Genomic DNA, 15,868 nt, shown 5'->3' with positions numbered 1-15,868 from the left:
CGGCCCTTGTTTTATGACGCTTATCTAAAACCCAAGCGTCAGGTATTACGCCTTAAGGCCTTTTTCCACACCTGCGCCATAGGCCGGATCAACCTTGTAGAACAGATCGAGTTGGCGTTTTTGCGTGTCTGGCGAAGCGTGTTTCAGCTCACCGGCGATACGGCCACACAGGCGTGCTTGCTCATCTGCAGACAGCAGGTTGAACAACAGGCGTGGCTGGGTGAAGTAATCATCATCTTCGCGGTGATTCCAGTGGTCCGCCGCCCCTTCGATAGTCAACGGCGGTTCGCTGAAGTCCGGCTGCTCTTGGAACAAACCTGCGCTGTTTGGCTCATAGGTCACGCCGTTGCCGCTGTTACCGTCAACGCGCATCGCGCCGTCGCGGTGGTAGTTGTGGAACGGGCATTTTGGTGCATTAACTGGGATTTGATGATGGTTCACGCCCAGACGGTAGCGGTGCGCGTCGCCGTAAGAGAACAGACGGCCTTGCAGCATACGGTCAGGGGAGAAGCCGATACCCGGCACCACGTTGGCCGGGCTCATCGCCACTTGTTCAACTTCGGCAAAATAGTTTTCTGGATTGCGGTTCAGCTCAAACTCGCCCACTTCAATCAGCGGATAGTCACTGTGTAACCAAACTTTGGTCAGGTCGAACGGGTTGTAAGGCAGCTCGGAAGCTTCTTTTTCGGGCATGACTTGAACAAAGAGTTTCCAGCGAGGGAAGTCGCCGCGCTCAATAGCCTCATACAGGTCGCGCTGCGAGCTTTCGCGATCGCTTCCCACCAGTTTCTCCGCTTCGTCGTCCATCAGGTTTTGAATGCCCTGCTGGCAGCGGAAGTGGAATTTCACCCAAAAACGCTCGTTTTGCTCATTGATAAAGCTGAAGGTGTGGCTACCAAAACCGTGAATATGGCGATAAGAGCTAGGCAGGCCGCGGTCGCTGGCGTCAATAGTTAGCTGGTGAAGTGCTTCAGGCAGATGGGAGAAGAAGTCCCATTTGTAAGCCGGATTGCGCAGGTTAGTGCGCGGGTCACGTTTAACCACGTGATTCAAATCTGGGAATTTCAGCGGGTCGCGCAGGTAGAAAATAGGGGTGTTGTTGCCAACCAAATCCCAGTTACCCTGCTCAGTATAGAACTTGATGGAGAAGCCACGAATATCGCGCTCGGCGTCCGCTGCGCCGCGCTCGCCCGCTACGGTGGAGAAACGGATAAACATCGGAGTTTGCTTACCGATTTCGGCAAAGATATTTGCGCGGGTGTATTGAGTGATGTCATGGGTGACGGTAAAGGTGCCGTAAGCGCCTGAACCCTTGGCGTGCATGCGACGCTCTGGGATCACTTCGCGGTCAAAATGCGCCAGCTTTTCCAGAAACCAGACGTCTTGCAGCAGCAAGGGGCCACGGCGGCCTGCGGTGATCACGTTATTATTATCTACAACCGGTGCTCCAGCGGCGGTTGTAAGTCCTCTTTTACTCATTGGTTAGATCCTTCCAGTCAATTAATCGGTGGGTGTTTAAAGCTAAAAAGGGCGGTGCCCATTCCTCAAAAAGGTATTGCGGTACGGCTTCCCTTCGCGAGTTTGCCTTTCCTTAGGTCAGTAAACTCTACCCCCATCTTTTAGCCTTGATGTTGATACTGGGCAAATAGGCAGGAGTTATCATTTCAATCAGGATCGTTACGCACATAAACTTTGTGGCTATCTCTTACATTTTTTTTTTATTTAAAACGGAGGTTTAAAACATTCAAGGTTGTTGCATGACGCTGATTTGCTTTAGACTTCGCGGGATGGTTTATCTGTCGTTTAATGAACATTCGGGAATGAAAATGAAAAAACTTTTAGTCGCTGGCGCTGCTGCCAGTTTGATGTTGGTCGCGGCCTCTGCCAGCGCCATCAGTGTCAACGGTGAAATTGGCGAACATTACACCAATTTCGGTGTGGGCCTCGGTACCACCACTCCGGGTATCGCGCTGAGCGGCGATTGGACCCACAACGACGATGACGGCGACGTAGCTGGTCTGGGTCTGGGTTACAACATCCCACTGGGTCCATTCATGGCGACCGTTGGCGGCAAAGGTTTGTATACCAATCCTAAACAGGGCGACGAAGGTTACGCGGCGGCAGTCGGCGGTGGCTTGCAGCTGCCAGTAGGTAGCCTGTTCAGCCTGTACGGCAGCTACTACTACTCTCCAGATTCCCTGTCTAGCGGCATCTCTAACTACAAAGAAGGCGACGCCGGTATTCGTTTGACCGCCATCCCTCTGGTGACGGTAAGCGTGGGTTACCGCTATCTGGCGCTGGATAATAAAGACGGTAAGCGTGACAACATCCTGGCGGATGGGGCATATCTCGGCGGTGCTGTTAACTTCTAATATCCCGTCATCTTTCGCACTGTAACTGCGTTGGCTGCCTTCACGCACCCCAGTCACTTACTGATGTAAGCTCCTGGGGATTTGCTCAGTTGCCGCCTTGTTACAGAGCGAAATCTTTAGGGATATATCCCGTCATCTTTCATGCTGTAGCTGTGTTGGCTGCCTTCGCGCACCCAAGTCACTTACTGATGTAAGCTTCTGGGGATTTGCTCAGTTGCCGCCTTGTTACAGAGCGAAATCTTTAGGGATATCCAGCTTTAAATTTAAAAGCCTGCGCATAGCAGGCTTTTTTTCGTTTGGAATATCACTTTGTGCCCCGGCAATTGTTTTTCGGCTTCAGGCTTTCTACAGTGGAAGGACAAATAAGAGGAGAAAAGAATGCTTAGGGTCGAGATGCTCAGTACGGGCGAAGAAGTGCTGCATGGGCAAATAGTAGATAGCAACGCGGCGTGGCTGGCGAACTATCTGTTCGAGCAGGGGTTGCCGATGACCAGTCGCGAAACGGTTGGCGATAGTCTGGATGAGCTGGTGAGCGTGTTGAAAGAGCGTAGCCACATCGCCGACGTGCTGATCGTCAACGGCGGTCTGGGGCCGACCAGTGATGATTTAAGCGCGCAGGCGGCGGCTATCGCCTGTGGGGTCGAGCTGGTGGAGGATGCCGACTGGATTGCCACCATGGAAGCTTTCTTCGCGCAGCGCGGACGCCCAATGGCGGTGTCCAACCGCAAGCAGGCGCAAATTCCCGCCAACGCCGAAGTGCTGGATAACCCCGTAGGCACCGCCTGTGGATTCAGCCTGACGTTGAACCGCTGTCAGATTTTCTTCACCCCCGGCGTACCCTCCGAATTCAAAGTGATGGTGGAGCAGCAAATCGTTCCGCGTTTACACAAGAAGCACCCATCGCTGGAAGCCCCGCTGTGTCTGCGTTTGACCACCTTTGGCCGTGGTGAAAGTGACCTTGCCAATGAGCTAGATCAGATGGTGCTGCCTGAGGGTGTCACCCTGGGCTATCGCTCTTCTTCGCCAATCATCGAGCTGAAAGTCACCGGCCCGCGTTCGCAAGAAGCAGCGATGCATAAGGCGTTTGAGCGCGTGCGCGAAGTGGCGGGTGAAAGCACTATTTTCGAAGGTTTTGGCGGCCTGCCGGCGCGTCTCGCCGAGCATTTGCTGGATCAGGGCTTGCGTCTTTCGGTCAGCGAGAGCTTCACCGGCGGCCTGCTCAACTGGCGTCTACAAAGCGCCGACGTGCCACTGGCGGCGGGTGAGTTGTTGCCTGATGATGCCGAACCGGCCCCGGAGAAATCGCTGCAGAGTATTCTGGCCCGCGCCCAGCAACTGGCCGAGAAGAATCAGGTCCAGCTGGCTTTAGCCGTCGGCGCCATGTCCGGCGAGGAGCTGAGTCTCGCCCTGCACACCCCGGCTGGCACCAGTGGCCTCACCATCCGCTATACCGCCAGCCGCCATGCTTTAGCACTGCGCCAAGAGACTATCGCGATGGTCGCAATGGATATGCTGCGGCGGTATCTGAATGGCTGGGATCCGGTGGCGGACTACCCGTGGTTGGAGCGTGTGGCTAAGGCGTAGTTTTTTGGGGCGGGTTGCCCAAGGCCCGCTTTTAAATCTTTAAATTCAAAACCGTGGGCACCGGCCCACACCGGCAAGGGGGCGGTGATAGGCGCCCCTTAGGCCGGTATGGCGGCAGCGCACGGTTTTGACCTTAAAGGCCAGTTTGCGTGGCAACGCAAGGTCTTGAAGTTGAAGTTGAATTTAAAGCGGCCAAGTGGGGGCCGCACACCCCCACATCAAAACTCCAGTTCGACGTCCCCCACCGGCAGGCAACAACAGGGCAGGACGTCGCCTTCCAGCAGGAATGCTAGGGGTTTCTCACTGTAGGTGACTTCACCGCTGACCAGCCGCATGCGGCAGGAGCCGCAGTAGCCTTCCCTGCATTGGTATTCCACTTGCACTTCGTGATGCTCGAACACTTCCAGCAGGTTTTTGTGGCCGGCCAGACAGGCCAGCCGCTTACCGTTGGCTGAAAGCGTTACGGTTGGCTGACTCATCTTAGAACTCGAAATCGCTCAAATCGTCAGCATTCATTTCTGAATCAATCTGACCGACCAGATAGGAGCTGACTTCTACTTCTTGTGGCGCAACCTGCACGTTGTCAGACACCAGCCATGCGTTGATCCATGGGATTGGGTTAGTGCGCGTTTTGAATGGCGCAGTCAGGCCAACCGCTTGCATACGGATGTTGGTGATGTACTCGACGTACTGGCACAGAATGTCTTTGTTCAGGCCAATCATAGAGCCGTCGCGGAACAGATATTCTGCCCAATCTTTCTCTTGTTGCGCGGCCAGCACGAACAGGTCGTGGCACTCTTGCTCGCACTCTTTGGCGATTTCCGCCATTTCTGGATCATCAGAGCCAGAGCGCAGCAGGTTCAGCGCGTGCTGGGTGCCGGTCAGGTGCAGGGCTTCGTCACGGGCGATCATCTTGATGATTTTCGCGTTACCTTCCATCAGTTCGCGCTCGGCGAAGGCGAAGGAGCAGGCGAAGCTGACGTAGAAACGCACGGCTTCCAGCGCGTTGACGCTCATCAGGCAGACGTAGAGTTTCTTCTTCAACTCACGCAGGTTAACGACCACGGTTTTACCGTTAACCTGATGCGTACCTTCGCCCAGCAGGTGGTAGTAGCTGGTCATTTCAATCAGCGTGTCGTAGTAGCCAGAGATGTCTTTGGCGCGCTTGAGGATCTCTTCGTTGGTGACGATGTCGTCAAACACCAGCGCCGGATCATTCACGATGTTACGGATGATGTGGGTGTAAGAGCGCGAGTGGATGGTTTCAGAGAACGCCCAGGTTTCAACCCAAGTTTCCAGTTCCGGAATCGAGATCAGTGGCAGCAGCGCAACGTTCGGGCTGCGGCCTTGAATGGAGTCCAACAGGGTCTGGTATTTCAGATTGCTGAGGAAAATGTGCTTCTCGTGCTCTGGCAGCGCCTGAAAGTCGATACGGTCGCGAGAAACGTCAATCTCTTCAGGACGCCAGAAGAAGGAGAGCTGCTTTTCGATCAGCTTTTCAAAAATCTCATGCTTCTGCTGGTCGAAACGCGCGACGTTAACAGACTGACCGAAGAACATCGGCTCAAGAAGTTGGTTGTTTTTGTTCTGGGAGAAAGTGCTATAGGCCATAACGTCCTCTGAATTCTCAGTAAAAACCCCCTGACGGGGGTTTTATATAAATTATTTAATTAAAAACAGACAATTAGATTTTGCAGGCGCCGCTTTCACAATCGTCCGCAGCTTCGGCTTTCATGTCTTCCTGCACGTCGTCAGCACCGTCACGGGTGTTCTGGTAGTACAGGGTTTTCACGCCGAACTTATAGGCGGTCAGCAGGTCTTTCAGCAACTGTTTCATTGGCACCTTGCTGTTCGGGAAGCGCGCCGGGTCGTAGTTGGTGTTAGACGAAATCGCCTGGTCGATAAATTTCTGCATCAGACCCACCAATTGCAGGTAGCCGTCGTTGTTCGGCATATCCCACAGCAGCTCATACTGGTCTTTCAGGGTTTCGTACTCAGGAACAACCTGACGCAGAATCCCGTCTTTCGACGCTTTGATGCTGATGTGGCCGCGTGGTGGCTCAATGCCGTTGGTGGCGTTAGAGATTTGCGAAGAAGTCTCAGACGGCATCAAGGCTGACAGCGTGGAGTTACGCAGGCCGTGCTCTTGAATGTCTTTACGCAGCGCATCCCAGTCTAAGTGCAGTGGCTCATCACAAATGGCATCGAGATCCTTTTTATAGGTATCGATAGGCATGATGCCCTGTGCATAAGTGGTTTCGTTGAACCACGGGCAGGCACCTTGCTCTTTCGCCAAGTTGTTAGAGGCTTTCAGCAGGTAGTACTGGATCGCTTCGAAGGTTTTGTGCGTCAGATTGTTCGCACTGCCGTCGGAGTAGCGCACGCCGTTCTTCGCCAGATAGTAAGCGAAGTTAATGACGCCAATACCCAGAGTACGGCGGCCCATCGCGCCACGGTTTGCGGCTTTGATTGGATAATCTTGATAGTCGAGCAGGGCGTCGAGCGCACGAACCGCCAGCGTTGCCAGCTCTTCCAAATCGTCGAGGCTGTTAATAGCGCCGAGGTTGAAGGCAGACAGCGTACAGAGCGCGATTTCACCGTTTTCATCGTTAACATCGTCCAGCGGCTTGGTAGGCAGGGCGATTTCCAGACACAGGTTGGACTGGCGAACTGGCGCGATAGCCGGGTCAAACGGGCTGTGGGTGTTGCAGTGGTCAACGTGCTGAATGTAGATACGGCCAGTGGAGGCGCGCTCTTGCATCATCAGGGAGAACAGCTCAACCGCTTTCACTTTCTGCTTACGGATGCTGTCGTCTTGCTCATATTTCTCGTACAGACGCTCGAATTCGTCTTGGTCCGCGAAGAACGCATCGTACAGGCCAGGGACGTCAGACGGGCTGAACAGGGTGATGTCGCCGCCTTTAACCAGACGCTGATACATCAGCTTGTTGATCTGTACGCCGTAGTCCATGTGACGAACGCGGTTGCCTTCGACGCCACGGTTGTTTTTCAGCACTAACAGGCTTTCAACTTCCAAGTGCCACATTGGGTAGAACAGGGTGGCAGCACCACCACGCACGCCGCCCTGAGAGCAGGACTTCACCGCGGTCTGGAAGTGCTTATAGAAAGGAATACAGCCGGTGTGGAAAGCTTCACCGCCGCGAATTGGGCTACCTAGCGCGCGAATGCGGCCAGCGTTAATCCCGATACCTGCGCGCTGAGAAACGTATTTCACGATAGCGCTTGAGGTGGCGTTGATGGAGTCGAGGCTGTCGCCACATTCGATCAGCACGCAAGAGCTGAACTGGCGCGTAGGGGTACGCACGCCGGACATGATTGGCGTTGGCAGCGAGATTTTGAAGGTCGAAATGGCGTCATAGAAACGTTTAACGTAATCCAGACGGGTATCGCGCGGGTAGCCAGAGAACAGGCAGGCGGCGACCAGAATATAGAGGAACTGGGCACTTTCATAAATTTCGCCCGTCACGCGGTTTTGCGCCAGGTATTTACCTTCCAGCTGCTTCACCGCGGCATAGGAGAAATTCATATCACGCCAGTGGTCAATAAAACTGTCCATCTGCTCGAACTCTTCAGCCGTGTAGTCTTCCAGCAGATGTTTGTCATATTTCCCCATATCGACCATACGATTGACCTGATCGATAAGTTTTGGCGGCTCAAATTGACCGTAAGCTTTTTTACGCAGGTGGAACACAGCCAGACGCGCAGCCAGATATTGGTAATCTGGGGCATCTTTAGAGATCAGGTCCGCAGCGGCTTTAATAATGGTTTCGTGAATGTCGCCGGTTTTAATCCCGTCATAAAACTGAATGTGGGAACGGAGTTCTACTTGCGAAACAGAGACGTTTTGAAGCCCTTCGGCAGCCCAGTCGATGACTCGGTGAATTTTATCAAGGTTGATGCGTTCTTTACGGCCATCGCGTTTAGTAACAAGAAGACTCTGATTCATTAGGGGCTGTACCTTAGAGGTTTATAAAGGGCCTGACGAAACGCAGATTCCCAGCGAAATCTGTCTAATCTGCGCGTTGTGTGCTGCTCAGGATATAAACACTATATATTGTGGGTTTGTTAATTTCTGATGACAAGATAGTGGTTGGATGTGCCTTTTGCAAGTGAACAAAATGGCCATTTTTGTGGATAAGTTGGGGAGAATTTATCAGGGTGGGGCTGGAGTGTACGTGGTTGCTGGGGCGGTTAAACTGTCAATATCTACAATACGATTTTCTTATATTTTTTGAAAACTTGATCGACTGCCGATTTCTTAAACATTAGAAAAAAACGCTATATTAGTGTTGCTAACTATTCTAAAAAAAGATGTAGCTAACAGACTTCTCGCCAAACTGCTAAAAACTAAGATTTTACTGTTTGTTACAAGCGCAGAATCTGGTTTAAAAACCATTTTCTGCGCGTTAATACCAGCAACAGGGCTAAACCTGTGCTTTATTTTTTCTCATCGGCCAGGGCTTGGGTGTGGATCATGTAGTTCACATCAACGTTTTTGCCGAGTTTGAAATGGTCGGTTAGCGGGTTGTAGTGCAGGCCCATGATGCCGCGCTCGACCAAATCAGTGCGATCAACCATCGCCAGCAGCTCGGACGGTTTGATGAATTTCTTAATGTCGTGCGTGCCTTTTGGAACCATTTTCAGAACATATTCAGCGCCGAAAATAGCCATTAACCAGGCTTTGTTGTTGCGGTTAATGGTGGAGAAGAACACGTGGCCACCTGGTTTAACCAGGCGGGCACAGGCAGCCACTACCGAGGCCGGGTCAGGGACGTGCTCGAGCATCTCCATGCAGGTCACCACATCATACTTTTGTGGGTTGGCTTCGGCGTGGGCTTCTACCGTTTCCTGAACATAACTGACATTGACGCCGCTCTCTAACGCGTGCAAACGAGCAACCTGCAGAGGCTCACCGCCCATATCCAGACCCGTTACATGCGCACCCGCGACGGCCATGCTTTCACTCAGGATGCCGCCGCCACAGCCGACGTCGAGGACGTTTTTCTCAAACAGGCCGTCGGCGCGTTCGAGGATATAGTTAAGGCGCAGTGGGTTAATGCGATGCAGCGGCTTGAATTCGCCTTCCAAATCCCACCAGCGCGAAGCCACGGCTTCAAACTTGGCGATTTCGTCGTGGTCGATATTCTGCGTGTTATTAGTCGATGCTGTATTCATGAGCGTGATGAACTCCCTATAGCTTGATAGGGCGGATTATACATATTCCTCCCCCGAGGTTCAGTTTTGTCTGTGTGGCGAATCTTTGCGCGAAATGCTGGCGTTTGCCGTGCAAAGAAGAGGGAACAGCGCCAAAGGTTTGAATCAGGCCGACAATTTGGATTTAAAATAGCGCGAAATAGGGAGGTTCTTTTCCACAGATCTCAGCTTTGTGGTATAGTTTTACACCTTTGCCTATACAGGCACCGGCAATGAATAATCAGTAGAGGGATAGCAGCTCCATGAGCGACCTTGCCAGAGAAATCACACCGATAAACATCGAAGAAGAGTTGAAAAACTCTTACCTGGATTACGCCATGTCCGTTATCGTCGGGCGTGCGTTGCCAGATGTGCGCGATGGTTTGAAACCGGTGCACCGCCGCGTACTTTTCGCAATGAACGTTCTGGGTAACGACTGGAATAAAGCCTATAAGAAATCGGCCCGTGTGGTCGGTGACGTTATCGGTAAATATCACCCACATGGTGATACCGCGGTCTATGACACCATCGTTCGTATGGCTCAGCCTTTTTCACTTCGCTATATGCTGGTGGACGGGCAGGGTAACTTTGGTTCGGTAGACGGCGACTCCGCTGCAGCCATGCGTTATACCGAAATTCGCATGTCAAAAATTGCTCACGAACTGTTGGCAGACCTTGAAAAAGAAACCGTCGACTTCGTGCCGAACTACGATGGTACCGAGCAGATCCCTGCGGTCATGCCGACGCGTATCCCTAACCTGTTGGTTAACGGTGCGTCAGGTATCGCAGTAGGTATGGCGACCAATATCCCGCCACATAACCTCACCGAGGTTATCAACGGCTGTCTGGCGTATATCGACGATGAAAACATCAGCATTGAAGGGCTGATGGAACACATCCCAGGGCCTGACTTCCCTACCGCCGCCATCATCAATGGTCGCCGTGGTATTGAAGAAGCCTATCGCACCGGCCGTGGCAAGATCCTAATTCGTGCCCGCGCGGAAGTGGAAGCTGACGCCAAAACCGGTCGCGAAACCATCATCGTTCACGAGATCCCTTATCAGGTGAACAAAGCCCGTCTGATCGAAAAGATCGCCGAGCTGGTGAAGGAAAAACGTCTTGAAGGTATCAGTGCACTGCGCGACGAGTCTGACAAAGACGGCATGCGCATTGTGATTGAAATCAAACGCGATGCGGTCGGTGAAGTGGTTCTGAACAACCTCTACTCTCTGACGCAGCTGCAGACTTCTTTCGGTATCAACATGGTTGCTCTGCATCAGGGCCAGCCAAAGATTCTGGGCCTGAAAGAGATCCTGTCCGCGTTTGTGCGCCACCGCCGCGAAGTGGTGACGCGCCGTACCATTTTCGAACTGCGCAAAGCGCGTGACCGTGCTCATATCCTCGAAGCACTGGCCATCGCTCTGGCTAACATCGATCCTATCATTGAACTGATCCGCGCAGCCCAGTCTCCTGCGGAAGCCAAAGCCGGATTGATTGCCCGTTCATGGGATCTGGGTAACGTCGCAGCGATGCTGGCAAGTGCCGGTGACGACGCAGCGCGCCCTGAGTGGCTGGAGCCAGAATTTGGTATTCACGACGGGAAATACTTCCTGACCGAGCAGCAAGCCCAAGCCATTCTGGATCTGCGTTTGCAGAAACTGACCGGCCTTGAGCACGAAAAACTGCTGGATGAATACAAAGACTTGCTGACGCAAATCGCGGAACTGATCCTGATTCTGGAAAATCCAGATCGCCTGATGGAAGTTATCCGTGAAGAGCTGGAAGCGATTCGTGACCAGTACAACGATCCGCGTCGTACTGAAATCACGGCTAATACCTCCGACATCAACATCGAAGACCTGATCAATCAGGAAGACGTTGTAGTGACGCTGTCGCATCAGGGCTATGTGAAGTACCAGCCTCTGACCGACTACGAAGCGCAACGCCGCGGTGGTAAAGGTAAGTCTGCTGCACGTATTAAAGAAGAAGATTTCATCGACCGCCTGCTGGTCGCCAATACACACGACACGATCCTGATGTTCTCCAGCCGTGGTCGTCTGTACTGGATGAAAGTGTACCAATTGCCAGAAGCCAGCCGTGGTGCGCGTGGTCGTCCAATCGTCAACTTGTTGCCGCTTGAGCCGAACGAGCGCATTACCGCCATCCTTCCAGTGCGCGAGTACGAAGAAGGGCGTCACGTGTTCATGGCAACTGCCAGCGGTACCGTGAAGAAAACTGCTTTGACTGATTTCAGCCGCCCACGCAGCGCTGGCATCATCGCCATCAACCTTAACGAGGGTGATGAGCTGATTGGTGTTGACCTGACTGACGGTAAAGATGAAGTCATGCTGTTCTCTGCGGCCGGTAAAGTGGTGCGCTTCTCTGAAGAAGCCGTGCGTAAGATGGGCCGTACCGCGACCGGTGTTCGCGGTATTCGTCTGGGCGAAGGTGATAGCGTTGTTTCCCTGATCATTCCACGCGGCGACGGTTGTATCCTGACCGTAACGCAGAATGGTTTCGGTAAGCGTACCGAGTCTGCTCAGTACCCAACTAAGTCTCGTGCAACACAGGGCGTTATCTCCATCAAAGTGAGCGAGCGTAATGGTCCAGTTGTTGGCGCGATTCAGGTTGATGAAGCGGACCAGATCATGATGATCACCGATGCAGGCACGCTGGTGCGTACTCGCGTTTCTGAAGTGAGTACCGTAGGCCGTAACACCCAGGGTGTGACGCTTATCCGTACCGCAGAAGATGAGAACGTGGTTGGTCTGCAACGCGTTGCCGAGCCAGTTGAAGACGAAGAGTTGGATGGCGTAGCAACGGTTGAAGGTGAGCTGGAAGCTGCTCAGGAAGCTGAGTTGCCAGATGAAACAGAATCGGACGACGAAGCTGTCGAAGATGATGTTGACGCTGACGACGAAGACGCTGAAAAAGAGTAAGTTTCAGTCGCTTTGAAACGCACATAAGGGCACATCCTATTTAGGTTGTGCCCTTTTTAGTCTCTGCGACAATAGTGTATTCTAACTGTCGTTTTCCGCCCTGTGGTGACTCCGCAATGTCGATGGTAGTCCTTTGAAATATTTAACCTCTTTTAGAACAACGCTGCGCATCTCCCGTTACCTGTTCAGGGTATTGGCGTTTATGCTGTGGTCGCTGGGCGCGTTGCTGACGACATTCTATGTCCTGAATATTTTCCACAACAAAGAGTCGGAAATCCGTGATGAGGACAATCTCAATTACGATCAGGCGCAGAGTTACATTAAGAATTCCGCAGATATTATGCGGGATGTTAAATACATGGCCGAAAAGCGCCTTAGTGATTCGATGAACGGCCTCGACATCATCAACGGTGTCATTAGCAGTAAGAATATCCAGCCGACTTATCATCCACTCTATTCAGAATCTGATTGCAGCCAGCTTAACGATAGCTACCGCAATTCGCTCAATTCACTCGGTAACATGATCCATTATTGGAAAGACAATTTTTCCGATGCTTACGATCTCAACCGGGTGTTCTTCATCGGTGGCGAAAGCCTGTGTATGGTCGATTTCGGCCTCAACAGCCAACCCATTGAACGCGACAACAGCAACGTTCTGAAATCGCTGCATGAGAAAATCCTCAAGTACCGCAATGGTAAGAATCAGGATAAAGAGAACAGCCTGTACTGGGTTTCACCCGGCCCAAATAAAGATTTAGGCTATCTCTATGTTTTGACGCCAATTTATGTCGGAAACAAGCTGGAAGCGCTGATGGGCATCCAGCAGACGCTGCGCCAGGAAGATATGGTGACGCCATCATCGCTGCACACGGGGGTGACGATCCTCAATGCCGATAACGAACCTTTGCTCAGTTTCTCTGAGAGCGGGCGTAATCCTTCGATCCTGGGCGGATTCCCGTCAGAGGCGACCTATTTCGGCTACATGAATGGCTATAACGATTTGGTTTATAAGAAGTCCTTATCGCCGTCGAGCCTCAGCGTGGTCTATTCATTGCCGTTTAACACGGTCATTGAACGCTTTAAAATTCTTATCTTTAACGCCGTTCTGCTGAATATTTTCTCTGCCTTGCTGCTGTTTATTCTGGCATGGGTTTTCGAGCGGAAAATCTTCCTGCCCGCTGAGCAGAACGCCTTCCGCCTTGAAGAGCACGAGCAGTTTAACCACAAGATAGTGGCGTCTGCGCCGGTGGGGATTTCCATTCTGCGTATCAGCGATGGCGTGAATATCCTGAGTAACGAGCTGGCGCATAACTACATCAACATGCTGACGGCGGAAGACCGCCAGCGCATCACGCGGATTATCTGTGACCAGCAGGTCAACTTTGTCGATGTCATCACCAAAGACAATAACAACATTCAGCTGAGCTTTGTGCATTCGCGCTATCGCAATGAAGACGTGGCAATTTGCGTGCTGATCGACGTCAGTGCGCGCGTCAGAATGGAAGAGTCATTGCAGGAGATGGCTAACGCCGCCGAGCAGGCCAGCCAGTCTAAATCCATGTTCTTGGCGACCGTCAGCCACGAGTTACGTACGCCGCTCTACGGCATCATAGGTAATCTCGATTTGCTGCAAACTCAGGGCTTGCCGCAGGGGGTGGACCGTCTGGTGACGGCGATGAATAACTCGTCGGCACTGCTGCTAAAAATCATCAGCGATATCCTCGATTTCTCAAAGATTGAGTCCGAACAGCTGAAAATTGAACCGCAGGAGTTCTCTTGCCGCGAAGTGATCACCCATATTGCCGGTAACTATTTGCCGTTGGTGGTGAAGAAGCATCTTGGGCTGTACTGCTTTATCGAGCACAACGTGCCGATGTCGTTCTTGGGCGACCCAGTGCGCTTGCAGCAGGTGCTGTCGAACATCCTTAATAATGCGATTAAATTCACCGATACGGGCTGTATCGTGCTGCATGCGCGCACCTGTGGTAACTATATGGAGTTCCAGGTTCGCGACACCGGCTGTGGTATTCCTGAGCGCGAAATCACCCGTCTGTTTGACCCGTTCTTCCAGGTGGGCAGCGGCGTGCAGCGTCACTTCCAGGGTACCGGGCTGGGGCTGGCTATCTGTGAGAAGCTGATTAACCTGATGGATGGCGATATCTCGGTAGACTCTGCGCCAGGGCTGGGTAGCCAGTTCACCGTGCGAATTCCGCTGTATAACGCCACTTTCCCATGTGAAAAGCCGCTTGATGCGTGGCAGGGGAAAAACCTGTGGCTGGAAATCCGTAACGCGCATCTCGAAAGCTACCTGACCCAGCTGTTGCGCCATCAAGGAGCAAATGTCCAGCGCTGGCAGCCTGACTGCATTCTTCAGGCTGAAGACGTGCTCATCACCGATACCCTGTTGATGTACAACGGCGAGCTGGCCGCGCAGATTGAATTTAGCATCGACCATATTGGACTGCCGCTGGAAACGCGCCCGGGCTACTGGGTGCACAGCACCTCGACGCCGCTGGAAGTGACGGCGTTGCTCAACCGGATTTATCAGTTGGAAGATGAGTCGGAAGAGGGCGGGTTGAACCTGCCAGCTTTGGGCGCGCTGACTACCCAAGACAACAGCGATATCAACCTGCTGGTGGTCGATGACCATCCAATCAACCGCCGTTTGCTGGCCGATCAGCTCAGTTCTATGGGTTATCAGGTGGTCACCGCCAATGACGGTCTGGATGCGCTGGATGCGATGAACGTCCACCAAATTGATATCGTGCTTAGCGACGTTAACATGCCGAAGCTGGACGGTTATGGCCTGACGCAGAAACTGCGCGAGCTGGGTTACACCTTGCCGGTGATTGGCGTGACGGCCAACGCCTTGGCCGAGCAGCGCCAGCGCTGTCTGGAGGCTGGGATGGATAACTGCCTGTCGAAGCCTGTTACGCTGGAAACCCTGCGCGATACGCTGGCTTACTACAGCAAATCGGTACGCCGACTGCGCGACACTAAGGTCTAGCTACCCGCGTGGGCACCGCGAAAGTGGTAAACAGGCATTAAAAAAGGCACCTCAAGGGTGCCTTTTTCGTGCGTGAAGCCTGCAATTACTGATTGAACTTACTCTTTATCAACCGGCTGAGAACTCACTGAGGAGAGATAGTTCAGCAGGGCGATATCGTTCTCTACGCCCAGTTTCAGCATGGCGGATTTCTTCTGGCTACTGATGGTTTTGATACTGCGGTTAAGCTTCTTCGCAATCTCAGTGACCAGGAAACCTTCTGCGAACAGGCGCAGAACTTCGCTCTCTTTCGGCGAAAGACGCTTGTCACCGTAGCCATTGGCGCTGATTTTTTCCAGCAACTTGGCGACGCTGTCCGGCGTGAATTTCTTCCCTTTCTGCAAAGCAGCCAGTGCTTTTGGCAGGTCGGTCGGCGCGCCTTGTTTTAGTACGATACCCTCGATGTCCAGATCCAACACCGAGCTAAGAATAGCCGGGTTGTTGTTCATGGTCAGGACGATAATCGACAATTGTGGGTAGTGGCGCTTAATGTATTTGATAAGCGTAATGCCATCACCGTACTTATCGCCTGGCATAGACAGGTCGGTGATCAGAACATGAGCATCCAATTTGCTCAGGCTATTGATAAGCGCAGTAGAATCCTCGAACTCACCTACCACATTTACCCATTCAATTTGTTCAAGTGACTTACGAATACCAAACAGGACAATAGGATGGTCATCAGCGATAATTACGTTCATATTATTCATGTG

The 15,868-nt window shown here is 52.6% G+C and carries 10 protein-coding genes; 4 read left to right on the top strand and 6 right to left on the bottom strand.

The window, feature by feature from the left end:
* Positions 1-45 precede the first annotated feature (45 nt).
* The gene (locus ACT3RT_RS02995; protein ID WP_496202475.1) at positions 46-1,479 is read right to left on the bottom strand and encodes a catalase; all 1,434 of its coding nucleotides are present in this window, start codon (positions 1,477-1,479) and stop codon (positions 46-48) included.
* Between the two features lie 347 nt (positions 1,480-1,826).
* Between ACT3RT_RS02995 and ACT3RT_RS02990 the strand changes: the two genes are divergently transcribed.
* Positions 1,827-2,372 carry a YfaZ family outer membrane protein gene (locus ACT3RT_RS02990; RefSeq protein ID WP_353502755.1) on the top strand — a complete coding sequence of 182 codons (546 nt, stop codon included), beginning with the start codon at positions 1,827-1,829 and terminating at the stop codon, positions 2,370-2,372.
* A 378-nt stretch (positions 2,373-2,750) separates the two neighbouring features.
* On the top strand, positions 2,751-3,956 hold the full coding sequence (locus tag ACT3RT_RS02985; RefSeq protein WP_496202474.1) for a nicotinamide mononucleotide deamidase-related protein YfaY: 1,206 nt from the start codon (positions 2,751-2,753) through the stop codon (positions 3,954-3,956).
* A gap of 218 nt (positions 3,957-4,174) precedes the next feature.
* Here the strand turns inward: ACT3RT_RS02985 and yfaE are convergent, their stop codons facing one another.
* From yfaE to ubiG, 4 genes are all read right to left on the bottom strand, one after another.
* The gene (gene yfaE, locus ACT3RT_RS02980; protein ID WP_353502753.1) at positions 4,175-4,435 is read right to left on the bottom strand and encodes a class I ribonucleotide reductase maintenance protein YfaE; all 261 of its coding nucleotides are present in this window, start codon (positions 4,433-4,435) and stop codon (positions 4,175-4,177) included.
* 1 nt (position 4,436) lies between these two features.
* Complete coding sequence (nrdB, locus tag ACT3RT_RS02975) at positions 4,437-5,567, bottom strand: class Ia ribonucleoside-diphosphate reductase subunit beta (protein WP_034791704.1); 1,131 nt, start codon at positions 5,565-5,567, stop codon at positions 4,437-4,439.
* Positions 5,568-5,640: 73 nt separating this feature from the next.
* Positions 5,641-7,923, bottom strand: coding sequence for a class 1a ribonucleoside-diphosphate reductase subunit alpha (gene nrdA / locus ACT3RT_RS02970; protein WP_496202473.1), 2,283 nt, complete (start codon positions 7,921-7,923; stop codon positions 5,641-5,643).
* A 491-nt stretch (positions 7,924-8,414) separates the two neighbouring features.
* Positions 8,415-9,152 carry a bifunctional 2-polyprenyl-6-hydroxyphenol methylase/3-demethylubiquinol 3-O-methyltransferase UbiG gene (gene ubiG / locus ACT3RT_RS02965; RefSeq protein ID WP_353502751.1) on the bottom strand — a complete coding sequence of 246 codons (738 nt, stop codon included), beginning with the start codon at positions 9,150-9,152 and terminating at the stop codon, positions 8,415-8,417.
* A gap of 281 nt (positions 9,153-9,433) precedes the next feature.
* Between ubiG and gyrA the strand changes: the two genes are divergently transcribed.
* Entirely contained in the window at positions 9,434-12,109 is a 2,676-nt protein-coding gene (gene gyrA, locus ACT3RT_RS02960; RefSeq protein WP_353502750.1) for a DNA topoisomerase (ATP-hydrolyzing) subunit A, read from the top strand.
* 133 nt (positions 12,110-12,242) lie between these two features.
* A complete protein-coding gene (rcsC, locus tag ACT3RT_RS02955; protein ID WP_496202472.1) occupies positions 12,243-15,116 on the top strand; it encodes a two-component system sensor histidine kinase RcsC in 2,874 nt (957 codons plus the stop codon).
* 98 nt (positions 15,117-15,214) lie between these two features.
* On the opposite strand, the gene rcsB is transcribed toward rcsC, so the two are convergent.
* Complete coding sequence (gene rcsB / locus ACT3RT_RS02950; protein WP_034791695.1) at positions 15,215-15,865, bottom strand: response regulator transcription factor RcsB; 651 nt, start codon at positions 15,863-15,865, stop codon at positions 15,215-15,217.
* Positions 15,866-15,868: the final 3 nt, after the last annotated feature.

This window comes from Ewingella sp. AOP9-I1-14 (assembly GCF_052375995.1).
Classification (GTDB): domain Bacteria; phylum Pseudomonadota; class Gammaproteobacteria; order Enterobacterales; family Enterobacteriaceae; genus Ewingella; species Ewingella allii.
Note: the sequence above shows the minus strand (reverse complement) of the source record. Positions and strands in the feature narration are given on the sequence as shown.